The following is a 24,399-nucleotide window of genomic DNA, read 5'->3' as shown; positions in this document are numbered from 1 at the left end:
TTTTATGAAGTGAGTTAAAGTGATCATAAAACCATACGAAATGAGGGAAAAAGTATGTCAACCGAAAATGTTGATAAAAAACTACTAGATCCGGAATTTGAACACGCACCTGTTCCTCAAGCGTATCGAAAAAAATTATCCTCTGTCGCAGCGGTCTGGTTTGGTTTTCCAATGGTTCTAACCAGTGCTGTCATTGGCGGACTGATTACGGCACAGCTTGGATTTAAAGCCGGTGCATTAGCCATGCTCCTTGGCAACCTGCTTCTGTTCGTCATGGTTGGTCTGCTAAGCTATGATGCCGGTCGTTCTGGAATGAACTTTTCACTGACAGCGCAAAAAACCTTTGGACGTTCCGGATATTATATCATTTCCGGTTTACTGTCTACGGTCGTTATCGGGTGGTTCGCCCTACAAGTAGGCCTTACCGGTTCCACCATGCATGGATCATTTGGCGCCAGCCTTTTATTAATGACGATTGTCGGCGGAATCCTCTATGTCGCTATTACTTATGTTGGTATTAAAGCGTTGTCCGTCCTTGGCTGGATTGCTGCACCCTTCTACATTATTATTGCAATCATTGTCATTGCTATGGCTGTAAAAAGCGGTCAATCTGACATTTTGAATTACCAACCGCAAGTAACCGGCGCTATGTCTTTTGGAGCTGCTGTTACCTTAGTATTCGCTGGATTTGCCGATTCTGGCACCATGACAGCCGATTTCACACGTTGGGCAAAAAACGGCCGCGAAGGTGCTTTATCCGTCATTTTCGCTTTCCCAATCGGGAACTTCATTGCGGAACTTGTTGGGGGAATTGTTGTAGCAACGGGGGTTATTCCTAATGCGACTTCTACTGGCGGCGACTTTATGTCTGTACTAGCGGGACACGGTCCACTTCTCACGATCTTATCCATTCTGTTCGTATTTATCAATTTAGGTTCTGTAGGTACACACTGCTTGTATAATGGCGCTGTGGGCTGGTCACATATGACCGGTAAAAAAATGAGAACAATCACGCTTATTATTGGTGTCGTTGGTCTTATCGCTGCGATATCCGGTATCTATAATCACTTTTTCGACTGGCTTGTCCTTCTTGGGGTCATTATTCCACCAATTGGTTCCATTATGATTATGGACCGTTTGGTTTTTCGCAAAAATGAGTCTGCTGATTTAGTATCCTGGAGACCAATGGCATTTATCGTGTGGATCTTGTCTGCAGCAATCTCATTAGTTGTAAACTTCTACGCACCGGAGCTATCCGTGGCTGTCGTTGGCCTTGTTACTTCTGCTATTTTCTATGCTATTGGCAGCATGATGGTCAAAGGAAACTCTCGGACAGTCAAGAATACCATTTAACGATTGTATAGTTCGAAAAAGCCGATTCTTCCTCCTTTATAAAAGGTGAAAAATCGGCTTTTATCTACATTGTAAAATTGCGAAGCAAAGCCGGCCATACGGAAATTTTCTCACGGCAGGATGGGCATAATGTTTCTCCCGCTAAATAATGCAGATGCCCCGCCAATGTGTGCTCTCCGATCGCTGCCGCCCGCTCCGCTAGTGCGCGTACTTCTTCATCTGCAAATGACGCTGCCGGAACGATTGGATGTGGTTCCTGGCCAGTGTGAAAAACGGGATCATGTTCATAGGCATGAAGAATTCCTGCATGATCTTCGTTAGGCCATAAGAACACATCTTCCTCGCAAGCCGGACACATGACCACATACTCATCACCGATGCTAAACGTCATCAACATATTGGCAGGGATATATGAGCCCCGATAAGCAGCATCCGCAACAAGAATGTAACGCTTCTCTATCTCATCTATGGGATGTTGGGCTGTATAGGCGAATACTTCCTGGGTAAGCGCCCTGAGCTTGCCAATTGCCTCTACATATTCACGATACAATTCCGTACAAACGGAGTTGCCTACATCCTCAGCTAATTCAGCCCAAGATGCTGGGAATGGCGCCTCATCTCGCCCATCACGGCTTGCCTCGATGATACCGCAATTGATGAACAGTTCTTTGCGCACTTCCGCATCCGATGTGGAGCATGCTAGCTGTGCCAAAAACGGCATCGCCGCATAAGTGGCCGTATAGATCGTATTTTGATGGAACAAATACTCCTGAAAGAGTTCGTCAAAAACTTCCTGGCTATATTCCTGCACTAGCTGCTGCAATAACACTGGTACGTTGTCTGCAGAACAATACGGTCCTGTCAGCTTTCCCCATACATTGCTATTCCACTTAAGCAAGCTTTCCCTCCGTTCCGAATTGCCAACTTCTAGCCTTTTAACTTATAGTATCACATAAAAAACACTGGAATCAGTGCCCAGGCATCCTAACTCTTCAATCCGGAGATTCCGCACGATTCATAATTGCATACAATCTCATGAAAAAGGCCCTTGCGAGGCAAAACTCACATGGGCTTTAAAATTCAGATCTGGGTTATAGGGCGGAAGGATCAAGCCCAAGCCGCAACAAAAAGACTAAATCTTTCGTTCTTCATACGCAAAGGGTTCATCACACGAATAAATTTTATCGAAAAATCCTCTATATGATATATCTTCTTCCATGCATTTTATGAGATACGACACTCTCTCATCACACTCCGGCTCTTCGCCATTGTTCCACATGACCTCGAATGCATCTATAATATTCTCCATGAGGTTTACTTGGATAAATAAGGGCAATTTTTCGAGCATTGAATCTTCGACCCTGGTCTCAGATCTGTATCCCTCGAGGGCTGTTGTAAAATAATCATCCATAAACTTTTGGCGCGTGCCGGCATCGGGTTCAAATTGTATCCAGCCCATTCCGCTTGACCAGAGACTGGCCAAGTCAAACATATACCAACAGTAACAAGAATTATCGAAATCATATACCGTTATTTGCCCGGTATCAAAATCTATAGAATAATTCCCATCGTTGTAATCAAAATGGATCATACCAAAAGTCTCCTGGTCCCTATCCAATCCTTGTAAGGTATCAAGGAGCTCTACCATCTTCTCCTTAAGCAGAGATAAGGAACCCGGTATCAGTTTATCGATATATTCGGCATTGTATTTGTCAAAAAAGCTATACCGGCGATGGACAGGCGTATATCCTTTCGATATGTGGTGCAGTCTCCCCAAGGCCTTGCCGCAGTTATAATAATATTCGGTCATTGGAGCCCCTTCTCGGTACCGATAATTATTTTCTACAAGCAATTTTCCCTTAGCCTTTTCGAACAGGCAGACAAAAAAGGTGTGGTTATTGTGGGTGATCTCCTCCAGCAGATTCCCATTCCGGGAACTGATGACATTTGAGACACTACCTCCGTGCTCAAATAGATACCGAACAAATTCCACTTCGCCTAGGAAATCTTCTCGGCTCCTGTCTGGTAAGAAAGCGATTCTGAGTATTTTAGCGCCTTCGCCCTCTTTTTCACAGGTATATACGACATTCCGCCCTCCATCATGTGCCGGAATCAGCTGGAATTCATAACCTTCTAATCCGAACATCTCTGATACGACTGTAAGTAAATAGGTATCTCCGATTGCAACAACTTCGTTATAATTTATAACTATCTCTCCTCTTCGTAACAAACATCTATTTATGAATACAAAAAGAGCATACCTCAATCGCGGCAAGCTCAATGGACTTTTTTGATCATTTTAAGTGATCTTCACTCTGATGGGCGCAAACCATTCCATTTGGCAATACTCCCCATCATATGCATCCGTATCAATTTTTTCGAAGAAGAATTCGCTATCCAGAAGCTCGTATCTCCCGTTGTGCTCCTTGGCAAGCTTATCGATGGCAGTATACAGCGCCTCTGCGCGTAGTTCGCTAATCTCCTCGTAATGATGGTTCCCAATATACCGAAAGCCGACGCACATGGTAGCTGGGACGGTGTCGCCTGTGAAGCCGTCAGGAATATCGTTCAGATCCGTTACACGCATAGACGGCAGATAATACGTCCAACTAAGCGATGGATCAGGTGTCCTCGTTAGACCGTAATAGATATTGGGTTCCACCGGCTTAGGCACATGATGCCGCTTGTCCCACCAGAACTGTTTGGCAGCTTCGGGCGCTTGGGTCGGCGCTTCAGCGATCTCAATTTGATACCTTCGCCCGATGACATGAAAGGATGATATCATGACCAGCTCCGGCCCGTATACCATATTTCCGCAAACATCGTTCTTGGGGAAAAGATACAGAGGAGGCGTTACGTGAATGTTTTTGCCGGATTCCCTGCATTCGCCTGGCGTTATCCCATATTCACGTTTAAACGCGCGTATGTAGGTTTGTTCATGTTCATAACCGCATTCAATGGCAATGTCGAGGACCCGCTTCTTCGTTTGCATCAAATTCTCTAAGCTGACGGCCAGTTTTCGAGAGCGAATATAGCTTTGTAGCGGCACGCCGAAAGCGAACTTGAAAAGCCGACGCAAATGAACCGTAGAGACCGGGAGATCATTCAGATATTCTGTCTCGCTCGTACCAGAAACATTCTCTTCTATTCGGGATAGGAGTTCAGATAGAAGTTGATATGGTTGTATAGCCTTAGTCACTCTCCTAGTATGTTTTTGTTCCTGATCATTCTTCATGAAACATATTTGCTGCTAGTGAAATCATACCACAAGTTGGAAATGATTGTCGTTCTTCTCCCCTCTAGGTACTCTGCTGACAAACCTAGCTAAAAATGCTAGCATATTACCTAATAATGGCCGACAGATTACTTTGCGAAGCATGGAGGAATTGGGACGATGTTTGAGAACCCTCACCTTAAAGTCATCATGGAAATCCAACAGCAGATGCTGTTATCTAACTTTGATCTGAAGCAGTTTATGCAGACGATCTGCGATCGGATGTGCTTATTAACCGATGCCGACGGTTCTACTATCGAGATGCTGGCAGGCGATGAAATGGTTTATGCCGCCGTCAGCGGCACTTTGCAGCCTCACCTCGGAATACGAATAAATAAGAACGGCAGTTTGTCGGGTTTGTGTGTAACGGAGAAAGAGATCTTGTATTCGCCAGATACGCAGCAAGACGACCGCGTCAACAAAGAAGCGACAATGAAAGTCGGCGCACGGAGCATGGTCTGCGTTCCTCTATTCGAATCTAGCAACGCCGTCGGTGTGCTGAAAGTCATCTCCGACCGCCCTGATGCTTTCACCAGTCGCAATATCGAGACATTGCAATTGTTATCACTCGCCCTGGGCTCGGAGCTAGGCAAGCAAATCAACTACGACGACAAAATTCGGATTCTGAACGATTACGAGCAATTATTGGTTCAATTAAGAGCCGAAATTGATAGACGCGAAAAACTAGAGACCGAGCTCATTCAATTGACAGAGCGCGACATTCTGACGGGATTGCTGAATCGTAGAGGCTTTAGCGATCGAATCCAAGGCTGGATTAATCGGGCCAGTCGAGAAGAAGGCTTATTCGGGATGTTCTACCTCGATTTGAATAAGTTCAAGCAATGCAACGATACTTACGGACATGAAGTCGGCGATCTCGTGCTTGTAGAATTCGCGAATCGCATCAAGAATGCAGTTCACGAATCTGATCTAATTGCGCGCGTCGGCGGCGATGAGTTCGTGGTGGCGGCATGGCTGCAGAACGACTACGACGGCACGGTGCAGGTTGCCAAGCGTTTGATCGAGCAGCTAGAGTCGCCGATGCGGATTAAGGGGCTACAGCTGCCGATGTCTACCAGCGTCGGCTGTACGCTATGGGCAGAGGGCAAGACGGAGCTCGATCTCATTCGCGCGGCGGACCAATCGATGTATCTCGCCAAGTCCAACGGCACCAACCGGATTGCGGTTAACGGCGAGCTCTTAGGGGAAGGAAATGTGAAAGCAATATGATTCCAGTACTCGGTGGCAACCCAAGTAACGACCAAAAAGAACAATATAGCAGGTTTGATAACTATGTAAACGGGAAGTTTGTTAATCAGGTGCCAACCAGTCTAGCCATGAGTGCATCCGATTATTTCTCACTAATAAAGGATTCGATTTCAAGGGCTCAAGACCGCAAGCCTTCCGTCAAACTCCCTGTTACGAAATTGGATTGGAGCAAAATCAAAAGTAAAGAAGATAGCTTAACTTGGTTTGGACACTCTTCTTTCTTAATCAGTATCGATAATAAAAAGCTATTTGTAGACCCGATGCTTGGGCCTGTGGCTTCACCTGTTTCTTTTGCAGGAAGCAAACGCTACAGCGAAGATATACTGTATATTGTTGATGAATTACCGCCAATCGATGCGGTTTTTATTACCCATGATCACTACGACCACTTAGATTATCCCTCTATACGAAAGCTTAAGGACAGGGTCAGACATTTTTTTGTTCCTTATGGTGTAAGTGCTCACTTGCTCCGATGGGGCGTTGCAAAAGAAAAAATTACTGAACTGAATTGGTGGGACGAAACGGAGTTCCAAGGTTTAACCGTTGCATTGACTCCTTCTAAACACTTCTCTGGAAGAGGGCTTTTTAATCGGGATACGACTTTATGGGGCGGATGGGTCATTCTCGGTAAGAAAACCCGTTTCTTTACCAGTGGTGATGGTGGCTACGATACGCATTTTATAGATATCGGGAAAAAGTATGGCCCATTTGATCTAGCATTAATTGAAGGTGGACAGTATGACAGGCGTTGGTCTTGGGTCCATATGACTCCTGAAGAAGCTGTGAAGGCTCATAAGGATGTAAATGGGAAAAATATGATGTTAATTCATTGGGGAGCCTTTACCCTTGCTTATCATGGTTGGACGGAACCGATTGAACGAGCCATAATTGAAGCAAAGAAAGCAAATGTGAACCTCATAACTCCTCAAATTGGTGATACCGTTGCATTGAATGGGGAGATGACTGTTCCTGCTTTGTCATGGTGGAATGAACTCGTGAATCAAGGATAGCCCCTTGGTCCGTCCAAAAGGGCTACTCCTCTTCCGGTTACGGTGATTCAGCCGCCTAATCCCCCGAGCAGCGAGCCCATCATCGGCAGAAAGGTCGATACCTGGGCGTCCGGCTTGCGGGAGTGGGAACGGACGTAAGACTTGCGTGCGCCGCTTCGCCGACTACCAGGACGTCTGCCCGAGGCATGGGAGCCGGCTCTGCGCTGACAAGGCCGGGAGCCTTGATTCCCGGATGAGGTGCGCGGCCGAGCTCCGGCGCTAGCCAGCGTCAAGCCGCTGCTGTTGACGTCGGTAATGTAGCCGACGTAGGTCTTTCCGCTATGCAGAGTGATGCATACCGGCCTACCCTGCAGCAGCTTGGCCCGTGCGAACACCTCTTTGGATTGTGTCAACTGATCCCTGACGTTTAAGTCACGGTTTCTTGGATTTCTCCCCCGACGAAGCTAATTGTAACAGCACTTTTTAGCTAATTCGCCATACTTATAATACGGTTCTACTTAACGTGTCTATCTGTGAAAAAATGAGCACCCCTATGGGTGCCCATCCTTAATCAAAAGATAATATTCTATTTATATTTCCCTAGTTTCTTCCCTTAGCCATACTCTCTCTTCTTCATTTAAATAAGGAGCTAGCTTGGTGTATACCTCTTGATGATAATTGTTTAACCATTGCTTTTCACTCTCTGTTAACATATCCATCTGGATACCGGCTAAATCAATAGGGCAATACGTGATGGCTTCAAACTTCATAAATTGACCAAACGCTGTTTTCTCGTCTTCAACGACTAACATCATATTTTCAATTCTAATTCCATATTTACCTTCGAGGTATATTCCCGGTTCATTCGTAATAATCATGCTTTTTTCTAATGTAACATGATTATTATTTCGTATGCTTTGTGGCCCTTCATGAACATTCAAGAAAAAACCTACGCCATGTCCTGTCCCGCATTTATAGTCCAATCCATACTGCCAGATGGGCTGTCTTGCTAAAACATCTAAGTTAGAGCCTGTTGCTCCATATAAATATTTTACTGAGCTTAATGCAATAAATCCTTTTAACACCAAAGTATAATCTCTTTTTTGTTCATCGGTAAGTTTTCCTAACACAATTGTTCGTGTAATATCTGTTGTTCCATCGTAATACTGTCCGCCTGAATCAATTAAGAATAGACCTTCATGCTTAAGCGTATATTGCGTTTCTTTATTGGCTTTATAATGCATCATCGCAGCATGTTCTTTATAACCTGCTATCGTATCAAAGCTAGGTCCAACAAATCCATCCTGCCCCCTTCTGAAATCTTCTAATCTTTCTTCTGCAGTAATCTCTGTAATTTCTTCTTTATCTACAACGTTTTTTAGCCATTTTATAAATTTCACCATGGCTAAACCATCTTTTATTTCACACCATTTTAAATTTTTTATCTCAACTTCATTTTTAATAGCTTTTAAATTAGTCGTGATGTCAGGACTTTCAATTTTCTTTGTATTACTGTTTATGGCATGATGTAACCTGATATTTGTTTTATTCGAATCTAACATAATTGCATCTCCGCTTGGAAGATTCTCCAAGAATGTGTGTATTTCATGATTCGCTTTTAACTCGATTCCTTCAGCCTCCAGTTCTGCTTTAACCAAAGTGGGAACCTTGCAAGAATCAATAAATAAATAACATTTATGTTCTGCTACGATTACATTTGCTATTACAACTGGATTGTTAGGCACATCGGCTCCTCTTATATTCAAAAGCCATGCAATGTCATCAAGGGAAGTTAAAATATAATAATTGGCACCTATATTTTTCATTTCTTCTCTTACTTCATTTAATTTTTCTACTCGTGATTTGCCTGCATATTTTACGTCATGAGTAAAAATTGATCCTTTAGGAATCTCCGGTCGATCTTCCCACAGATCACCGATGAAATCTTGATTCATTTTTAATTCGATTCTCTTTGCTGCTAGATCTTTTTCCATATTTTTAACCATATTCGTTGAAAAAACATTTCCATCAAAGCCCACAATGCTTCCTTCATTAAGAACATCTGCTAGCCATTTGGTATAAGAGGGTACCCCAGGATCCATCATTCTAAATAATCTGATGCCTGATCCCTCAAGCTGCTGTTCAGCTTGAATATAATATCTGCCGTCTGTCCATAACCCCGCATCCTTTAATGTAATAACTACAGTACCTGCAGACCCTGTAAATCCCGATATCCATTGTCTAGATTTCCAATGTTCTGCTACATATTCACTTTGATGTGCATCAAAACTAGGAATAATATAAGCATCCATTTGATTTTCTTTCATTAGCTGCCTTAACTTTTCGACCCTATCCCTGATAATCATTACGAATACCTCCATTTTTCTTAAGGCTAAATTCTTTACTTTCACGATCATACAGCCATACGGCTAGTACGATACTAATGATTCCGGCTGAAAGCTTTGATATGATAAACGCTCCTAACATTTCAGGGGCTACTCCTGACACAAAGCCAAGTTGACCACCAAATACAAATGCTCCACTTACTCCAAAGGCAGCACATACCACTTTTCCTTTAGGATTCATTTCCTTATATGTTCCAAATATCAACAGATTACTAGCCAAATTTCCTAGAATGCCTGCTACTGACACGGAATTAATTCCAAATTTCTCCCCTATTTTTTCAAAACTATTTTTAAAAATTCGATTGATAAATGCTAGCATAGGATATGCTCCACCTAAGACCAATGCGATTTTGCCTACGATAACTGTACATTCAGATAGGGGTGCTAATCCTGAGACAAGCCTTACACCAAATATCAAATCTATACCTTGTAAAAGCAATCCAACAGTACTCAAAATCATGATAAGCTTTCCAAAACCATTAAAAACTTTTATAAAAACATGAGGAGCTTTTAATAATCCGACCCCTAAAATAATGGCAAAAACAAATATAGGTGCCAGATTCCATACTAATATGCCGAAATTTATTTTTTGCCATAAGCCTGCTGCAAGACATCCTATCGGTATAGTAATAATTCCAACCAGCACACCCTTAGAAAAATATCTTTCATCCTCTTTAGAGAGCATCCCTAACGCGACGGGGATTGAAAAACTAATTGTGGCTCCTAAAGTAGATGCGATGATAATTCCTGAGAATGCCCCCATTTCCGTTGTCAATGCTAGCTTATTAGCCATTTGATAGCCCCCCATATCTACAGCTAACAATGCTGCAGGAACGATAGAAGGATCTAAATGAAGCACTCTACAGATTGGAATAATCGCACCAGATAAGAAATTTGTAAATATAGGGGCTAAAGAAAGTATCCCTATCATGCCAAGCCCTAAAGCCCCCATGGTCTTTATACCTTCCTCAAATTTCCCACCCAGTTTCAAGTGATTTCCGGTAATATAATCAATAGCTCCGATTACAAAAAAAGAACCGATGAGATAAAATATAAATTTATCCATTGTTAAACCGACTATTGTAGATATAATTAGGCGTATTAACAGCGATAAGCTGGACCTTTTTGTTCGTATAATTAGCCCAATTGTGTGCAATATTTGAGTCCATATGAACACTGTCACCAGGATACACTTCATGCCTCGTACCATTTATGTAGACTGTTAATATACCCTCTAATACATAAATGAACTCTTCTCCCTCATGCTTATAGGATAATATTTCTTCATCTTTCATTTGAGGAAGAATTTCTATAAGTCTCGGAACAAGTTGTTTATTTTCCAAATCTGTACTTAAACTATATTTAATAAAGCCACCTTCTACTGAATCCATTATTTCTTGTTCATAACTTCTGAGTACCATATCTTTCCTTTTAAGCGGATAATCAAAAAAGTGTGTCAAATGTACTTCCAAAATATCAGCTAGTTTTTCAAGTGAATCAACCGCTATGGTCGTAAGCCCCCTTTCTAATTGAGACAGAAACCCAACAGATAGTTCGCTTTTTTCACTTAACTCTTTCAAAGTAATTCCTTTAACAGTCCTCAGTTTCTTTATTTCCATCCCTATATTCATGACTTCACCCTAAATTTCATATTTATGAATAATGTAATATATATAAGAGCGACATTCAATATATTATGAAATAATTTCATGAAAATGAAATTCATTTAACAAGAAAGGTCCGTAAAATTAAACAATCTAACACAAAAAAAGACGCTTGATCTATCTATTAGATCAATGCGCCTAGATTGAATTCTTTATGCGGTCTTATTCTCGAATATGATGACCATTTTTTTGCTACCTAAATATTCAACAGAAGTATTAAGCTGCTCCGACACAAAGCGTACAGGAACAAAGGCGCTGTTATTTCTCAGTAGTAAAGGAGCGTCGGACATCATAGTTTGCTGGTTTATCTTAACTTGCTTATTCCCCACAGACCAACGAATCGTTTTACCGTCCTTTTGAATCGTTACCTCTTTCGTACTCTGGTTCCAATTCACCTTTGCCCCAAGTTTCTCGGAAATGAAACGAATAGGTACGTAGGTACGGCCTGTCTGAATGAATGGCGCTGCTGTTATATTGTAGATACTGTCGCCCACATAGGCTGTCTTGCTGCCGATCATCAAGCGTTGAGTCTTACGCTGAGACATAATATCATAACGATCCGCATTCAATTTGTTAAATATTTTATAGGTTTGGGTTCCTTGGCTTAAGTCCAAGTAGTTATCGTTCAACTGCAGTCCGTAGCGTTCTGCCCCCGTATCCCAATGAAAGTCATAACTATTATTTTGAATCGGCTCCAGATCCCATACCCGGTTATTGTTCAAATTTAGAATTCTTAAGGATTTCAAATTTCTTAACGGTTCCAAATTCCACACTCGGTTGTTATCCAAGTAGAGGATATCTAGCTTGTTCAATTGTTTTAACGGGTCTAAATCTTTAATCTCGTTGGAGGATAGATCCAATGTAGACAAGTTAGTTAATTTCGCTAAAGGGGCAAGACTCTCGATGTTATTGTTGTTGGCAGAGAGACCTTCGAGATTGTTGAATCCTTCTAGCAGCTTAAGATCAGTAACCCGGTTTCCGCTAATCCCCAGATACGTCAGACTTTTGGATAGCTTCCGTAGCGGCGAAAAATCCTTAATCTTATTGTAAGACACATTAAGATATGTCAGCTTCTTCATGTTGCCGAGGGGAACTACGTCTTCTATCGCGTTGTCGCTCATTTTCAAATACGCTAATTCTGCGGCACTAGAGAGTGCTTGAACATTCGAAATTTGATTATGGTCGGCGTCCAACTCGATTAGGTGAGGCAATTGTTTCACTACATCCAAGGATGATATCTGATTCCAGCTTACTTCTAGATACTTCAAAGCCTTCAGAGCTGACAATTCCTCAATCGATGAGATCTGATTGGCTTTGAGGCTGAGAGTATGGATCTTTGAGAGTTTCTTTAGCGGTGTAAGATCAGTAATTTCATTAATGTCTAAATCGAGATCCGTGATATTGACGGCATACTCCAATCCCTGCAGATCTTTAATTCCTTTACCTGATAAAGATACAACGGTGAGAGATTCTAAATCCGCTTTGGTAAGTGGTTCATCGTCTTTTTTAACTATCCATGAACGAATCGCTTTTTCGAGATTTCCATCTTTAATAATCGATTCTTGGCTAAATGCTTCCATTGAAGCTTGTCCTGGAACGACCAAACTTAGGACAAAAATACAAATAAATAAACGTACAGCAATACGTTTCTTCATGACGATCACTCCCTCTGATGACTGTATTATGTTTAAATTACCTCGAGCTTCTTGATAAGAACAGGCATAATGTATATCCGTTACGCTATCAACAGATTAGTATAACACCTGAAGTTTGCTTAGTAGATAGTAAAATATTGGGTGTTGTGAAGTTGGGGAGGTGCGATCATATCGCATCCTAATAAAGTTCCCACTCTATTCTTCTCAAGATCATTTTTTGTTGACATTGGAAACAAAACGAATTAATATGATATTGTTTCCTAAGTATACAATATTGAGGTGCGTCATGATCATCAATGAAGAATTAAGCCGAATTTTCAATCGCGTTTCGGAAAGACATAACTTGATCAAAACGATGGAAGAGAAAAAGTATAAGTTCATGCGTGAGAACACATTTATGGAAGTTCACTGCATCGATCTTATCGAGAAAATGCAGGACCCCAACGTGTCCAAATTGGCGAGATCCTTTCAAGTCACCAGAGGTGCAATTAGCAAGGTGACAAAACGATTGATCGAAATGGGGGCTATTGAACGCTACCAAAAGCCTGAGAATAAGAAGGAGATTTACTTCAGGCTCACAGACATCGGCAGAGAGATATATAAGGAACACGAAATGATGCATGAAACAAGAATAGAAAGAGACAGCAGTTTTTTCAGTCCGTTAAGTGAAGTGGAAAAAGACCAAATGATTCAGATGTTACAGAAAATTTACGGCCAAATCACCGAAGAGCTTAAAAAAATGGGTTTGGACAATTACATCTGATGAAAGGAGGTTGAATTAAATGGTGGAAGGCAATCAAACAGAGCCTTCACGGCTAAGGATATGCAGGATGGCTTTCTCCCTTCTTGCCTTGGCATTGTTCATATGTATCATCGCACAAGTATATCTGGCTGGGATGGCGTTGTTCGGTAACTCGGAAGCATGGAAATGGCACCGAACATTCGTTCATATGTTTGAATACATTTCGGTAATCCTATTTTTTCTTGGAATCTTCGGGAAGCTTTCCTGGAGGATGATCTGGGGGAGTCTCGGTTTGTTCCTCCTTTTCAACATTCAATACTATACGGCGCATGGAATCGCCGGCGCCCTTCATCCTGTTTTGGCGCTTGTCTTGTTTTGGGGAGCTCTTGCATTGGTGCGAAGTTCATATCCATTTTTGAAACGTAGATGACTTAAATACGGGAGGGATCGTACATGGTAAGTTCGGGATTCGTAAAAACCGAAGGAAACGAACTCTATTATGAAATCCGGGGAGAGGGCGAGCTGCTTATTATGATTTCGGGCGGAAGTGGAGATGCCGGATTTTACACGTACGTGGCTGATATTCTCGCCGACGAATACCAGGTAATCACATATGACCGTCGCGGTAATTCGCGAAGCACTCGGAACGAACCGCAAAATTTCGAGGTTAGCCAACAAGCCAGAGATGCGGTTGCAGTGTTGAAAGCAGTCGGTCATCCGTCAGCTTATGTTTTCGGGAATAGCGGAGGTGCCATCTTCGCGCTAGAAATGGCGGCAAGGCATCCGCAAGCGGTCAAAGCGATGGTGGTCCACGAACCGCCCGTCGTAAGACTCCTTCCAGATTCTAAGAAGTGGCAAAGATTTTTTGCGAACGTTTATCGGACCTCATTCCGATTTGGTGTTCAAGCAGCCAGCTTCAGATTCAATTTATCCCTGTCCATTCCGTTCAGCGCTTTTAAGACGGTTCCGAAAGATTTTCAACAGCGGGTTGCGAAGGCGAACAATGAAAGCTTCTTAATCCGGTATGAGATGATCCCTAGCGTAAATTATATGCCCGATATCGAGAAGATTAAGCAAAACGGGGTGAAAATTGCCGTAGCCGCAGGCAAGATGACGTTGGATAAAAGGAAATATTACGGACGGACCGTTCCAGTCTTAGCGGAGAAACTTGGCTGCGAAATGGCCACTTTTCCAGGCCATCACATTTCTTTTTTCGATATGCCTCGGGAATGGGCGACCAGTTTGCGGGATATCCTTCATCGGCTATAAGGCAAACATAACTCATTCCTGAAGAGTACCCCGATTTTTCGCCGTCACTTATGATACGGTTCTCCGCGCTGTCTGTAACGGCAAGTTTCGAAAAAAGGACATCCTGTGGAAGGATGTCCCTTTGTTTCGTTAGATACTCACTTCTTCTCAATAAACTTTCCCTGTTGAAGATTAAAAATCTTCATCATGGTCTTTGAGTCTCCCTCTTGCTTGTTGTCCTCTAAGGATGCGTCCATTTCGGTCTGCCAATAGAAAAGTTCCCCATTATCATCATTGAACTGGTAACTACCCATAGCAACATGATATTTACCTTGAAATACAGAGCGGTCTTTAAGAGTACCTTTCCAAGCTTCTGTCCATACTCCAGAATCGTTCATATACATTAGATGAGATTCTCTAACATCGGCATCTGTTCCGCCTGTGCGCGTGACGATATTAAATAAAGGATTCATTCCATCAGCTCGAAAATTCTCAATGTTCCAAGATTCGACTTGCCACGGTTTCTCAAAGATTAATGTATATGAACCGTTGGACTGTTTGTCAAAGATGAAGAAATCACCAAGATGTACCCCTCCATCAATTCGCACAAGTACTTCTGGTTCGGAATCCCCATCTACATTCATTTCTTCAAAGGATAAACCATCAAAATAATAGTCCCTCTTTTCATTGCCTTGCTTTCGTATCCAATCTTCAACCATATCCTTTGTAATTCCTGTTTGAATGTTTACCGAATGATCAAGTTTAGTTTCTTTAGGACTCAGCGCTTTACCATTAACGAACAGACCAACAGAATTGCTAGCCACAGCAGTTCCGACAAAGATCGTACACGCCCCCAAAATTGGAAGTAACACTCGCAAACTCCTTTTTACTTTCATTGCCCTCTTCTCCTTCTAGAATGACTATATTATTTAAACGCTTTACGTTAATCTAATGTTTCCTTAATTCCATAGGGCGGTCTTTTGCCAATTTCTTAGGGGAAGCTTCATCATCACACTTTGCTGTTCTCTTCTCGGTATTCCCGTGGTGATAGTCCAATTAATTTGCGGAATAGCTTCGAAAAATAATGCAAAGATGAAAAACCATGCTTATCTGCGATCTCAGTAATGCTCAGATTCGTAAATAGGAGGTCGTCCTTCGCCCGATTAATTCTGAATTGGGTGACATACTGTGTAGGTGGCAATCCAGTTGCCTGTTTGAACAATTCAAAAAAGTAACCACGGCTTATGCGTAGCTCTCTGTAATAGACTTCCAAAGGCTGCAGACTGCCTTGTATCAAGTCCTGATCCAATCGCTCGAGCAACTTGGACATGCGAAGATTGGGGATATGCTCCTCTTTCAGCGCAAATGTGAGGTAAAACTCGATAAACTGCTGGAAATTGCTCTGCACCTTTAAGCTGCGAACGAACGTCCGCTCGTTTGTATATTTATTTTCGATATAAAACTTTTCAAAGTAATCTATCCACAAGCGCAAATTCTCGACATTCATATGCTCGGGTAAAGAAAAGGGAAAAGCTGGTCCGATTAAAGCTGGAACAAGAGTAGATTCATCATAACAAATCCTACTAGGATCGATGAACTCGACCCGACGATCTATGTATGACCAGTCGAAATAGCAGCAGATGTGGACCATCGGATCTTCTTTGTCGGCAACCCAATGATGGGGCTGCCCTGCTGGTATGTATACGAGAGAGCCAACTGTTGCTTCATAAGTACGACCACACGTATGAATGACACCTTTGCCCTCACTGATCAAATAAAGTGAGGAGGCATAACAGATCCGATTGTTGGCAGACTGTCCCATGGAGAATGGATACCTGGTTGCATAGTACACGTAAGGATGTAAGTTGGCGAAATCCATAGACGATCACCACCTTGTTCAAAAATTTAATAATTGATATGACGATTGTATAAATAATTGACGATTTTGCAAATACAAAAATCGCATTGCGTTGTAACATTTAGAAGAATGTAGATAGATTTCCAAGGAGGTACTACCATGTTAGAAAGTAACTATTTGTTGACTGATGAGCAAATGATGCAATTTATTACGAAAGGCTATCTTGTACTTCAGAACGATATTCCGCAACAGCTTCATCAGAGCATCATGAACCAAATCAATTACGTTATGCATAATGAGGGTAATCCTGGAAACAATATACTACCTCGTGTTCCGGACATACAGCAGCTTTTCGATACACCTACTGTCAAGGGAGCCTTAAGCAGTGTACTAGGTTCTGATTATTACATGCATCCACATCGCCACTGTCATTACAACCAACCGGGAAATGCGACGCCAGGTGGCGGGCAATGGCATAAAGACGGCTATTGGTCTTCCATGCGCAGCCATCGACCTTGGTGGGCGATGATCTTCTATTACACCCACGATATTACCGAAGATTTAGGACCTACTGCAATCATGCCAGGCACCCAATACTACGAAAAATTTCTCGGCGACCGCGGTGAGACACTGCTTCCCACAGGGAAAGCGGGCACTATGGTACTCGTGCATTTCGACTTGTGGCATAAAGCTTCGCTTAATGTATCCGAACTAGATCGTTATATGCTTAAGTTTCAATTTCTCAGATTGAGCGCACCGGAGATTCCGACCTGGAATCATCAGAGCAGTGAGATGATTGTGCCGGAAGGAACGCCAGCAATCCACTTGAATTTATGGCAAGACGTATGGGATTGGCTTCGCGGAGAACAATCGGCCAAGCAAGCTGGCACAATAAGTGAAGAGCGATTGTTGGCATTACGGGAAGAGCTTGAGGCAGAGGAGGAAATCACCTCTTTGAATGCAGCCTATGAGCTTGGACAACTTGGTACACAAGGGATCGAGGAGCTGATCGGGCAAATCATTAACGGATCGAACCTGACAGCAGTACGGGCTGCATATGGATTGCAAGGTGCTGGCATCGCGGCAATTCCCGAGCTTCTTCGTGTTATGAAGCATGAGGATGAGAAGCACAGGGCGTTGGCGATCTTTGTACTCGGGATGATCGGATCATCCGAGGATGAAGTGGTATCCTCACTTATCGCAAGCTTACAGGATGAGAGCGAATGGGTTCGTCGAAATGCCGTTGAATCATTAGGTATGATCAAGCATACTGGTGAACAGGCAGTTTCGGCATTAGCAAATGTATTGATGGATTCTCTAAAATGCGAAACTAACGATGCTTCACAAGCGAATAAGACGGTGAATTACGCAGCATCTCAGACCTACATTACCAATAAAATCGGATATACGGCAGCGCTCTCCCTGCTTCGCATAGGTAAATCAGGCTATGTACAAGAAGTTGTCCGTTCCTTGGAGCAAGCGCTTTACAGCAATGACCGTTACGTCAGAGCTTATGCAGCGGAAGCACTCACCCATCTGCGAACGGAAGAAGCGGTTGATATATTGATCCGTTTTTATCGCTCATCCCGCTGGTGTCCGGATACGAGTAAAGTCAGTACCTTCTAAAGTTTCCCCTTGCTAACGATAAGCAAGCGTAATCGAAATGGAGCCAACCAATAAGGTTGACTCCATTTTGGTTTACTATATTTTTCATCATCGAAAACGTCCGATTACGCAATCTCTCCAGCCTGTAATCTTTTTGCCCGTTTCCAACCCTCTTTACGAGACTCGAAGGATCTACCTTCCATCAACTCCTCGGTCACACACCCAGCCAGATCCCTTGGATAAAGTTAGGCAACCTTAACTGCAATATCAATTATTGCTAAAGTCCTAAATTTATTGTTGCAGGGTAATGTCTTTTTTTGTCGAATAAGAATGGAAGATATGATTACTAGAAATAGATTCTGCGTTCACTCACAAACTGGTTATGTCTCGGATGTTTAAAAACAGTAAAATTGATAGCTTCTATGTATTTCATGAAGTAGAGTTCATGGATTCACGTTAAATAAAAAGCTAAAAATTAACGGTGGTGATAATAATGACACAACTGAATCATGAACAGGACTATATTGTTGAGTCTAAGCGGAGATGTATTGAAGCAGGAATGGATCCAAATGAAATTAGAATACCGAAACGTTCTATGTCAGAACAAGAATTGTTGAAAAAAAGAAACACGTATAGTGAAATTTTATCCGTTGTTGATTTTTTCTCAAAAAAGATTTTAAACTCATTAAGCGGAACACCTATAATAATTGTAATATCTGACGAAAATGGATATTTGCTACATATGGTTGGCGATGAAACCATAAAAAAAACAATTCAACAATTAGGTATACAAGTAGGTGCACAATTTACTCAAGAAGATATGGGTACGAATGTCGTGAGCTTATCTCTTCAACAACGCCATCCGGTTCAAATCATAGGTTCAAATCATTACCATACGATCCTTCATGGCTCAGCATGCTATGGAGTGGCCTTTCATTATACAGATAACAACAATTTACTCGGAAGTATATGTATTATGACTGCAACTGAATTGCATAATCCATTTTTCTTAACCATGTTATCTACAGTAGTTGACTCTATTGAGAGAGAGCTTTTACTTAGGAAACAGAATAGAAAGTTAAATATGTTAAATCAGATTATGGTTAATAGAAATAGAAATGGCATTATCATCACAAATGCTGATGGCATCATTAATTCAGTGAACGATTTTGTGGTCAAATCATTCAGTATTCTCAAAGATACCAATATTGTTGATAGAAGTGAACACAACCCAGAATGTCTAGTAAGTAGTCACATGAAACAAGTAATACAAAACAAACAGAGTTTTGATAATGTGCAAATGATTTTAAGAACCGTAGATAATCAAAAAGTAGTTTGTTTATTCGACGCTCAACCCATCTATGATGAAACAAATAATTTTATTGGTTCATACTCTCAACTTAGAGATATTACAGAACGTTATTTAAATGAAGAACGGCACAACTATTTAGCCTATCACGATGAATTAACATCATTACCAAATAGACGCTCACTTCATGAAACATTAAATGATCATATTTCTTCATCTCTAACTTCTGGCACAAATATTGATTTGGCACTTATGTTCTTGGATTTAGATCACTTTAAAACGATTAATGATGCTTTTGGACATTCTAATGGTGATATATTACTAAAGCAAGTTTCCAGTAAACTGACACAATTTTTAGGTGATAATGGAAAGGTATTCAGAATGGGTGGAGACGAATTCATTTTCTTATTTCATAACCTTAATGGGCAAAAAGAAGTTACTCACATAGGTAAGCAAATTATTGACTTATTTGACACTCCCTTCACGATTAATGGTTCCAAGTTCCATGTAACTGCGAGTATCGGTATAGCAATCTATCCCAATGATGGGACTGACGCTGAAACGTTCATGGTTTACGCAGATAATGCAATGTATAAGTCGAAATCAAAGGGAAGAAATAATTATACCCTATTCGATTCAAATATGAAGTCCAATTCTAATGAAAAAGATAAACTATCATTGGAAGTTTCATTAAGAGAGGCTTTAGAAAATAAAGAATTTATCGTGTACTATCAACCGCAAGTTGACTTAATTAATAAGAAAATCATTGGAGCAGAAGCTCTCCTAAGATGGAACAGTCCAGACTATGGTATTGTATCGCCAGATGTATTTATTCCGATTTTAGAGGAAAACGGATTAATTTCTCAAGTTGGTGAATGGGTATTACGTGAGGTCTGTGATCAAAGTAAGCGGTGGGTTGAAATGGGGTTTCCTAAATTTAGAATAGCGGTCAATCTTTCTTCACAGCAATTTTTAAAGGATAACTTAGTTGAAGTCATTTCCAATACGTTAATTGAAACTGGTATGGATCCTAATTATTTGGAGTTAGAAATTACGGAGACGATGACCATGGATGTTGAGCGTGCGATAAACGTTTTGGGTCAATTGAACGCTTTAGGAGTAAGAATTAGTATTGATGATTTCGGTACCGGTTACAGCTCTTTGAATTATTTAAAGAAGTTCCCTATTCATACTTTAAAAATAGACAAATCCTTTGTCAGAGACATCATGTTGGATAAAAATGATTCAAATATTGTTAGCACAATTATTTCAATGGCACACAATTTAAATTTAGATGTTGTAGCAGAGGGTGTAGAAACAAAAGATCAGCTCAATTTTTTACAAATGAAAAAATGCGATGTTATTCAAGGATATTATTTTAGTAAGCCTCTTTCTGTCGATGATTTTGAAAAGTCGTTTTATCAACTGAATGACGATATAAAAATCAATTACTCAGTCGAAATGGATGGTTAAAATGAAAAAAATTTCCGAGATATTAGCAATCCACTTTAAAAAGTGGGGGATCAACCACATATTTGGCATTCCAGGCAAACCAGTCACTCCACTCATTCTTGATTTATATAATAACGGTATTGAGTTCGTATTGTCCAAACATGAGTCGGGGGCTGGATTCGAGGCTGCTGGTTATGCATTAATGACTAATAAATTGGCCGTTGCTATTGGAACATCGGGTCCAGGTGGTACTAATCTTTTGACATCTGCCGGTCAAGCAAAAGCATCTCATCTTCCTGTTTTATTTATTACCGGACATCCCTCTATCAAAGATTCAGGTAAAGCATTAGGCCAAGACTCAACGATGTTTGGAACGGATATTGTTAAAATGTTTGAGCCTGTGACAAAGTTTAGCGCCAGAGTGGAAAGAGCGGATACTTTTCAATCTTATTTTCAGCATGCCATAGAAAAAGCCTACTCAGGAGTTAAAGGCCCGGTTCATCTATCCATAGCTGCAGACGTTTTAGCTGAAAGTATAGCTGAGTTTGAAATTGACTTACCGGAGGTTATTTACCCTGTTGCTCCAAACTTAGATAAGTGTAAGGATTTAATAAATCGTCCTGGTAAAAAAGTTATTTTTTTAGGCAAAGGCGTACATTCAAGCAGGGCATATCGAGAAGTGAAAATGTTAGCCGAGATTTTCAACATTCCAGTCATGACCACGCCAGGAGGTAAGGGCGTATTTGAGAGTAATCACCATTTGTCATTGGGGGCTTACGGTCTTGGGGGGACTGGGGAATCTAGTACATACGTTGAATGCGGTTTAGATTTGATGATCGTCATTGGAACTAAACTTTCAGATATGTCAGTTGCCGGCCTAAAACCTTCCAATTTTCCAAAAAACGTCATTCATTTTGATTTTGACCAAACTTTCATAGGTAAAACTATTCAAGTAGAAACATTACCTATTGTTGGTGATATTAAAACAAATCTAAATGCGTTATTTGATAAACTTAATTACAAAGAAATAACTAAAATGCCCTTTAATATGAATGATTATAAAATCAAAGAACCTTCTACTGAAAGTAAAACTCCAATGTCTGCAGTTGAAGCTGTTAAAGTGATGAGCGCAACTTTAGATGAAGATACTATCATTTTTGGCGATGATGGGAGTCATACGTTTTACGGTATAAAATATTACGATGTTAAGATACCCGGTACTTTTTATTTTGATGATGTGTTCGGTACAATGGGCCATGCTATAGGGTATTCTATTGGAGCCAAGCTTTCAAATCCCAAAGCTAAGATTGTTTGCTTAACCGGGGACGGATGCACGTTTATGCATGGAACTGAGATTTCTACTGCTGTAAACTACGGTGCTAATGTCATTTTTGTCGTTTTCAATAATGGCAAAATCGATATGGTTGATACAGGAATGACTTTGCACTTAGGAAAAGCTGTGGGAACTGTTTATAACACGATGTTAGATGTTCAAAAGTTTTCAGAATCCATGGGGGCTCTTTCTTTCAAATGTTTCGATGCTGAGGAGCTAGCAGATGCGATAGAACAAGCTAAACTTGCAAATAGAACGGTTGTTATTGAGGCTATGATTGATCCATTCGAAATTCCACCAACAATGAAGAGGGGATAAATATGAGTAGAGATTCAGATCACTATAACAAGGGAATTGAAGTTCTGAATGAGATGGTTGGAGCACCAGGCTTGAAAGCGATAGAATTGTTCGAAAAATTCTATCCCGATTTTGCAGATTTTCTAGTTTCGTTTGGTTTTGGAGAAATCTACTCCAGAGAAACATTGGATTATAAGCAAAGAGAAACAATTACGCTGACAGCATTAATTTCGCAGGGTGCTTTTGAGCAAATGGGTTTTCATCTTAATGCAGCGCTCAATGTGGGGATGAGCCCAAAAGAAATCGTTGAACTCGTTATTCACTGTGCCGCTTATGTTGGTTTTCCAAAAGCATGCAGCGCTATGGCACAAGTAATGAATGTATTTGAGCAAAGAGGTATAACAGAAATTTAATGATGACTGCCTTGTGGAGAAGGGTATTGCTGTTCACGTAGAGTACTAGCACTTTGCTGAAACTCTAGAAAAACCCTTATTCCCGAAGGGTTATTACCCTTTTATACCAAAAAAATGCGTTACTTATGATACGGTTCAGCTTAACGCCTGAATCAAGCCTTCATACACATGCACCGAAGGCCGTCGAAATACTCGGCGGCCTAGTTGTTGAAGATTCAACTATCGTGCTACAAAATGCCGACCCACGGAGTAATATTCATCCTTATTCACGGCATCGTCCAGCCACTTCATCAGCTTTACCCCGTCCTGTTCAGCATTGTAGAAATGATTTAATGGGGAGAGTGTATGTGGTGTCCTGCCCGTCTTCTCGTTAAGACCGTAATCCGTGATGTAATAATAGTAGCCTGGCAATACTTCAGTTAGCTCTCGGGCAGATTCCAGCATACGCGCCGACCAGCGATGCACATATTCGCCATCGTCCGAAACGTCACCATTCAGATCCTTTTCAAAGTCGAACAGCAGCTCATCATAAAGCGTATTAGACTGCAAAAGTATCGCATTGTCCGGGAGCAGCTTGCGGTTCGCCGCGAATACGGACGAAATTAAATCGCCGTGGACTTCATAACCAAAAGTTGCTGCAAAGTTGGCCTTCCATTCGTTATCGATAATATCTGGCCAGCGGTCGGCATTTAAGTAGGAGCTGTCCGAATATTGATAAATGCGGGCAGCCGGGTAGCGTTTCGCAATCTCAGGCGCCCAGAAGGCAGCTCCGAATCCTCCGGCGCTTTCTCCCGCAACGAGGATCTTTTCCGGCGCAGCGAAATGGTTTGTAATCCATTCCAATGCTGCGCGCGTATTGGCTTGACCGTTGTAACGCATTGTGAACGGCTTGCCTTTGGCGTCCGTATATTCCTTGAATGCATTCCCGATATGCAGATCACCAGTAGAATAAGGGATATATACAATATTCCAACCCTTGAACGGATTGTCAGGGTTATTATTTTTCAACAGGCCGCCAAGCGTACTTACCTTAAAGAATGGAATGTTCGGAAAGTAATATTTGATCTTACCGTTCTTTATTACGTTACCCAGACTGATCGGATGCGCGGCAGTCACCGCATCCCAGGCCACACCGCCCCCAGAAAAATAAATGATCAATTTATTTTCAGCAGCTGCTCCCTTATTGGCAAGTAAATAGTACTCCGAACCGTCGGCAGAAATGACTTGTGCATCCTGGTCAAACTTGATTTTACTCCAGACATAGCGCTCAGCTGCAGCCCATTTATCCGGTTCAGCAGGCTTTTCAAGCATAAAGAAATAAACATAACCCGCGAAAACAACCAAAATAAGTATAATTCCACCTATCGCATTCAGGAGAATCTTGTTGATCCTTTTCATTTTTTTCTTGTGTTTTGTCACTCAAAGACCGTCCTTTCAACAATAAAGTAGTCCACAAGTTAATCAAATAAAAACAGACGGTTTTCACTACCGTCTGTAACGCACTATCGATCAGATTTTTTTTCTTCTTTTAAT

The 24,399-nt window shown here is 41.4% G+C and carries 20 protein-coding genes and 1 pseudogene; 10 read left to right on the top strand and 11 right to left on the bottom strand.

Features of this window, described 5'->3' with window-relative positions:
- Nucleotides 1-54: 54 nt before the first annotated feature.
- Nucleotides 55-1,353 (top strand): purine-cytosine permease family protein, encoded by a 1,299-nt coding sequence (locus tag AC3WU2_RS16570; protein ID WP_492456004.1) that lies wholly within the window; start codon nucleotides 55-57, stop codon nucleotides 1,351-1,353.
- A gap of 64 nt (nucleotides 1,354-1,417) precedes the next feature.
- Here AC3WU2_RS16570 and AC3WU2_RS16565 read toward each other — a convergent pair whose 3' ends face one another.
- The 3 genes from AC3WU2_RS16565 to AC3WU2_RS16555 form a co-directional block, all read right to left on the bottom strand.
- Complete coding sequence (locus AC3WU2_RS16565) at nucleotides 1,418-2,251, bottom strand: hypothetical protein (RefSeq protein WP_492456002.1); 834 nt, start codon at nucleotides 2,249-2,251, stop codon at nucleotides 1,418-1,420.
- Nucleotides 2,252-2,485: 234 nt separating this feature from the next.
- Entirely contained in the window at nucleotides 2,486-3,619 is a 1,134-nt protein-coding gene (locus AC3WU2_RS16560; RefSeq protein WP_492456000.1) for a phosphotransferase enzyme family protein, read from the bottom strand.
- Nucleotides 3,620-3,652: 33 nt separating this feature from the next.
- Nucleotides 3,653-4,552 (bottom strand): helix-turn-helix domain-containing protein, encoded by a 900-nt coding sequence (locus AC3WU2_RS16555; RefSeq protein ID WP_492455998.1) that lies wholly within the window; start codon nucleotides 4,550-4,552, stop codon nucleotides 3,653-3,655.
- Nucleotides 4,553-4,747: 195 nt separating this feature from the next.
- Here AC3WU2_RS16555 and AC3WU2_RS16550 point away from each other — a divergent pair, with 195 nt between their 5' ends.
- Together AC3WU2_RS16550 and AC3WU2_RS16545 are read left to right on the top strand one after the other, a co-directional pair.
- Complete coding sequence (locus tag AC3WU2_RS16550) at nucleotides 4,748-5,857, top strand: sensor domain-containing diguanylate cyclase (RefSeq protein ID WP_492455996.1); 1,110 nt, start codon at nucleotides 4,748-4,750, stop codon at nucleotides 5,855-5,857.
- The gene (locus AC3WU2_RS16545; RefSeq protein WP_492455993.1) at nucleotides 5,854-6,906 is read left to right on the top strand and encodes an MBL fold metallo-hydrolase; all 1,053 of its coding nucleotides are present in this window, start codon (nucleotides 5,854-5,856) and stop codon (nucleotides 6,904-6,906) included. Before AC3WU2_RS16550 ends, AC3WU2_RS16545 begins: the two co-directional genes overlap by 4 nt.
- A 50-nt stretch (nucleotides 6,907-6,956) precedes the next feature.
- On the opposite strand, the pseudogene AC3WU2_RS16540 reads toward AC3WU2_RS16545, so the two are convergent.
- The 5 genes and pseudogenes from AC3WU2_RS16540 to AC3WU2_RS16520 all read right to left on the bottom strand — a co-directional run.
- Nucleotides 6,957-7,298 (bottom strand): annotated as a pseudogene (locus AC3WU2_RS16540) (hypothetical protein); the annotation flags it as partial.
- Between the two features lie 177 nt (nucleotides 7,299-7,475).
- Entirely contained in the window at nucleotides 7,476-9,251 is a 1,776-nt protein-coding gene (locus AC3WU2_RS16535) for an aminopeptidase P family protein (protein ID WP_492455991.1), read from the bottom strand.
- Complete coding sequence (gene eutH / locus AC3WU2_RS16530) at nucleotides 9,235-10,356, bottom strand: ethanolamine utilization protein EutH (protein WP_492455989.1); 1,122 nt, start codon at nucleotides 10,354-10,356, stop codon at nucleotides 9,235-9,237. Before eutH ends, AC3WU2_RS16535 begins: the two co-directional genes overlap by 17 nt.
- Entirely contained in the window at nucleotides 10,349-10,921 is a 573-nt protein-coding gene (locus AC3WU2_RS16525; protein WP_492455987.1) for a helix-turn-helix domain-containing protein, read from the bottom strand. Before AC3WU2_RS16525 ends, eutH begins: the two co-directional genes overlap by 8 nt.
- Nucleotides 10,922-11,106: 185 nt before the next feature.
- Nucleotides 11,107-12,609, bottom strand: a complete 1,503-nt coding sequence (locus AC3WU2_RS16520) for a leucine-rich repeat domain-containing protein (RefSeq protein WP_492455985.1) — start codon at nucleotides 12,607-12,609, stop codon at nucleotides 11,107-11,109.
- 286 nt (nucleotides 12,610-12,895) lie between these two features.
- Here AC3WU2_RS16520 and AC3WU2_RS16515 point away from each other — a divergent pair, with 286 nt between their 5' ends.
- The 3 genes from AC3WU2_RS16515 to AC3WU2_RS16505 are packed head-to-tail and all read left to right on the top strand — an operon-like array spanning nucleotide 12,896 to nucleotide 14,620.
- Nucleotides 12,896-13,372, top strand: a complete 477-nt coding sequence (locus AC3WU2_RS16515; protein WP_492455983.1) for a MarR family transcriptional regulator — start codon at nucleotides 12,896-12,898, stop codon at nucleotides 13,370-13,372.
- A gap of 19 nt (nucleotides 13,373-13,391) precedes the next feature.
- Entirely contained in the window at nucleotides 13,392-13,781 is a 390-nt protein-coding gene (locus AC3WU2_RS16510; protein ID WP_492455981.1) for a DUF6220 domain-containing protein, read from the top strand.
- A 23-nt stretch (nucleotides 13,782-13,804) separates the two neighbouring features.
- Complete coding sequence (locus AC3WU2_RS16505) at nucleotides 13,805-14,620, top strand: alpha/beta fold hydrolase (protein ID WP_492455979.1); 816 nt, start codon at nucleotides 13,805-13,807, stop codon at nucleotides 14,618-14,620.
- Nucleotides 14,621-14,757: 137 nt separating this feature from the next.
- Here the strand turns inward: AC3WU2_RS16505 and AC3WU2_RS16500 are convergent, their stop codons facing one another.
- A complete protein-coding gene (locus AC3WU2_RS16500) occupies nucleotides 14,758-15,495 on the bottom strand; it encodes a hypothetical protein (protein WP_492455977.1) in 738 nt (245 codons plus the stop codon).
- 113 nt (nucleotides 15,496-15,608) lie between these two features.
- Nucleotides 15,609-16,478: a helix-turn-helix transcriptional regulator gene (locus AC3WU2_RS16495; protein WP_492455975.1), complete on the bottom strand. Its 870-nt coding sequence runs from the start codon at nucleotides 16,476-16,478 to the stop codon at nucleotides 15,609-15,611.
- 138 nt (nucleotides 16,479-16,616) lie between these two features.
- On the opposite strand from AC3WU2_RS16495, the gene AC3WU2_RS16490 reads away from it, so the two are divergent.
- From AC3WU2_RS16490 to AC3WU2_RS16475, 4 genes are all read left to right on the top strand, one after another.
- A complete protein-coding gene (locus AC3WU2_RS16490; protein WP_492455973.1) occupies nucleotides 16,617-18,083 on the top strand; it encodes a HEAT repeat domain-containing protein in 1,467 nt (488 codons plus the stop codon).
- A gap of 472 nt (nucleotides 18,084-18,555) precedes the next feature.
- Nucleotides 18,556-20,844: a putative bifunctional diguanylate cyclase/phosphodiesterase gene (locus AC3WU2_RS16485; protein WP_492455971.1), complete on the top strand. Its 2,289-nt coding sequence runs from the start codon at nucleotides 18,556-18,558 to the stop codon at nucleotides 20,842-20,844.
- A gap of 1 nt (nucleotide 20,845) precedes the next feature.
- Nucleotides 20,846-22,474: a thiamine pyrophosphate-binding protein gene (locus AC3WU2_RS16480; RefSeq protein ID WP_492455969.1), complete on the top strand. Its 1,629-nt coding sequence runs from the start codon at nucleotides 20,846-20,848 to the stop codon at nucleotides 22,472-22,474.
- Between the two features lie 2 nt (nucleotides 22,475-22,476).
- The gene (locus tag AC3WU2_RS16475) at nucleotides 22,477-22,866 is read left to right on the top strand and encodes a carboxymuconolactone decarboxylase family protein (protein ID WP_492455967.1); all 390 of its coding nucleotides are present in this window, start codon (nucleotides 22,477-22,479) and stop codon (nucleotides 22,864-22,866) included.
- 219 nt (nucleotides 22,867-23,085) lie between these two features.
- Here AC3WU2_RS16475 and AC3WU2_RS16470 read toward each other — a convergent pair whose 3' ends face one another.
- Nucleotides 23,086-24,285 carry a pectin acetylesterase-family hydrolase gene (locus AC3WU2_RS16470; RefSeq protein WP_492455965.1) on the bottom strand — a complete coding sequence of 400 codons (1,200 nt, stop codon included), beginning with the start codon at nucleotides 24,283-24,285 and terminating at the stop codon, nucleotides 23,086-23,088.
- Between the last annotated feature and the right edge of the window lie 114 nt (nucleotides 24,286-24,399).

Source organism: Paenibacillus sp. EB106-05-06-XG162 (assembly GCF_058791655.1).
This window is presented reverse-complemented; position numbering and strand designations above follow the sequence as displayed.

Bases quoted from the DNA above. Each gene is read 5' to 3' on its own strand.
- AC3WU2_RS16570 (WP_492456004.1), top strand. From the start codon at position 55: ATGTCAACCGAAAATGTTGATAAAAAACTACTAGATCCGGAATTTGAA.
- AC3WU2_RS16550 (WP_492455996.1), top strand. From the start codon at position 4,748: ATGTTTGAGAACCCTCACCTTAAAGTCATCATGGAAATCCAACAGCAG.
- AC3WU2_RS16545 (WP_492455993.1), top strand. From the start codon at position 5,854: ATGATTCCAGTACTCGGTGGCAACCCAAGTAACGACCAAAAAGAACAA.
- AC3WU2_RS16535 (WP_492455991.1), bottom strand. From the start codon at position 9,251: ATGATTATCAGGGATAGGGTCGAAAAGTTAAGGCAGCTAATGAAAGAA.
- eutH (WP_492455989.1), bottom strand. From the start codon at position 10,356: ATGGATAAATTTATATTTTATCTCATCGGTTCTTTTTTTGTAATCGGA.
- AC3WU2_RS16525 (WP_492455987.1), bottom strand. From the start codon at position 10,921: ATGAATATAGGGATGGAAATAAAGAAACTGAGGACTGTTAAAGGAATT.
- AC3WU2_RS16520 (WP_492455985.1), bottom strand. From the start codon at position 12,609: ATGAAGAAACGTATTGCTGTACGTTTATTTATTTGTATTTTTGTCCTA.
- AC3WU2_RS16515 (WP_492455983.1), top strand. From the start codon at position 12,896: ATGATCATCAATGAAGAATTAAGCCGAATTTTCAATCGCGTTTCGGAA.
- AC3WU2_RS16510 (WP_492455981.1), top strand. From the start codon at position 13,392: ATGGTGGAAGGCAATCAAACAGAGCCTTCACGGCTAAGGATATGCAGG.
- AC3WU2_RS16505 (WP_492455979.1), top strand. From the start codon at position 13,805: ATGGTAAGTTCGGGATTCGTAAAAACCGAAGGAAACGAACTCTATTAT.
- AC3WU2_RS16500 (WP_492455977.1), bottom strand. From the start codon at position 15,495: ATGAAAGTAAAAAGGAGTTTGCGAGTGTTACTTCCAATTTTGGGGGCG.
- AC3WU2_RS16495 (WP_492455975.1), bottom strand. From the start codon at position 16,478: ATGGATTTCGCCAACTTACATCCTTACGTGTACTATGCAACCAGGTAT.
- AC3WU2_RS16490 (WP_492455973.1), top strand. From the start codon at position 16,617: ATGTTAGAAAGTAACTATTTGTTGACTGATGAGCAAATGATGCAATTT.
- AC3WU2_RS16485 (WP_492455971.1), top strand. From the start codon at position 18,556: ATGACACAACTGAATCATGAACAGGACTATATTGTTGAGTCTAAGCGG.
- AC3WU2_RS16480 (WP_492455969.1), top strand. From the start codon at position 20,846: ATGAAAAAAATTTCCGAGATATTAGCAATCCACTTTAAAAAGTGGGGG.
- AC3WU2_RS16475 (WP_492455967.1), top strand. From the start codon at position 22,477: ATGAGTAGAGATTCAGATCACTATAACAAGGGAATTGAAGTTCTGAAT.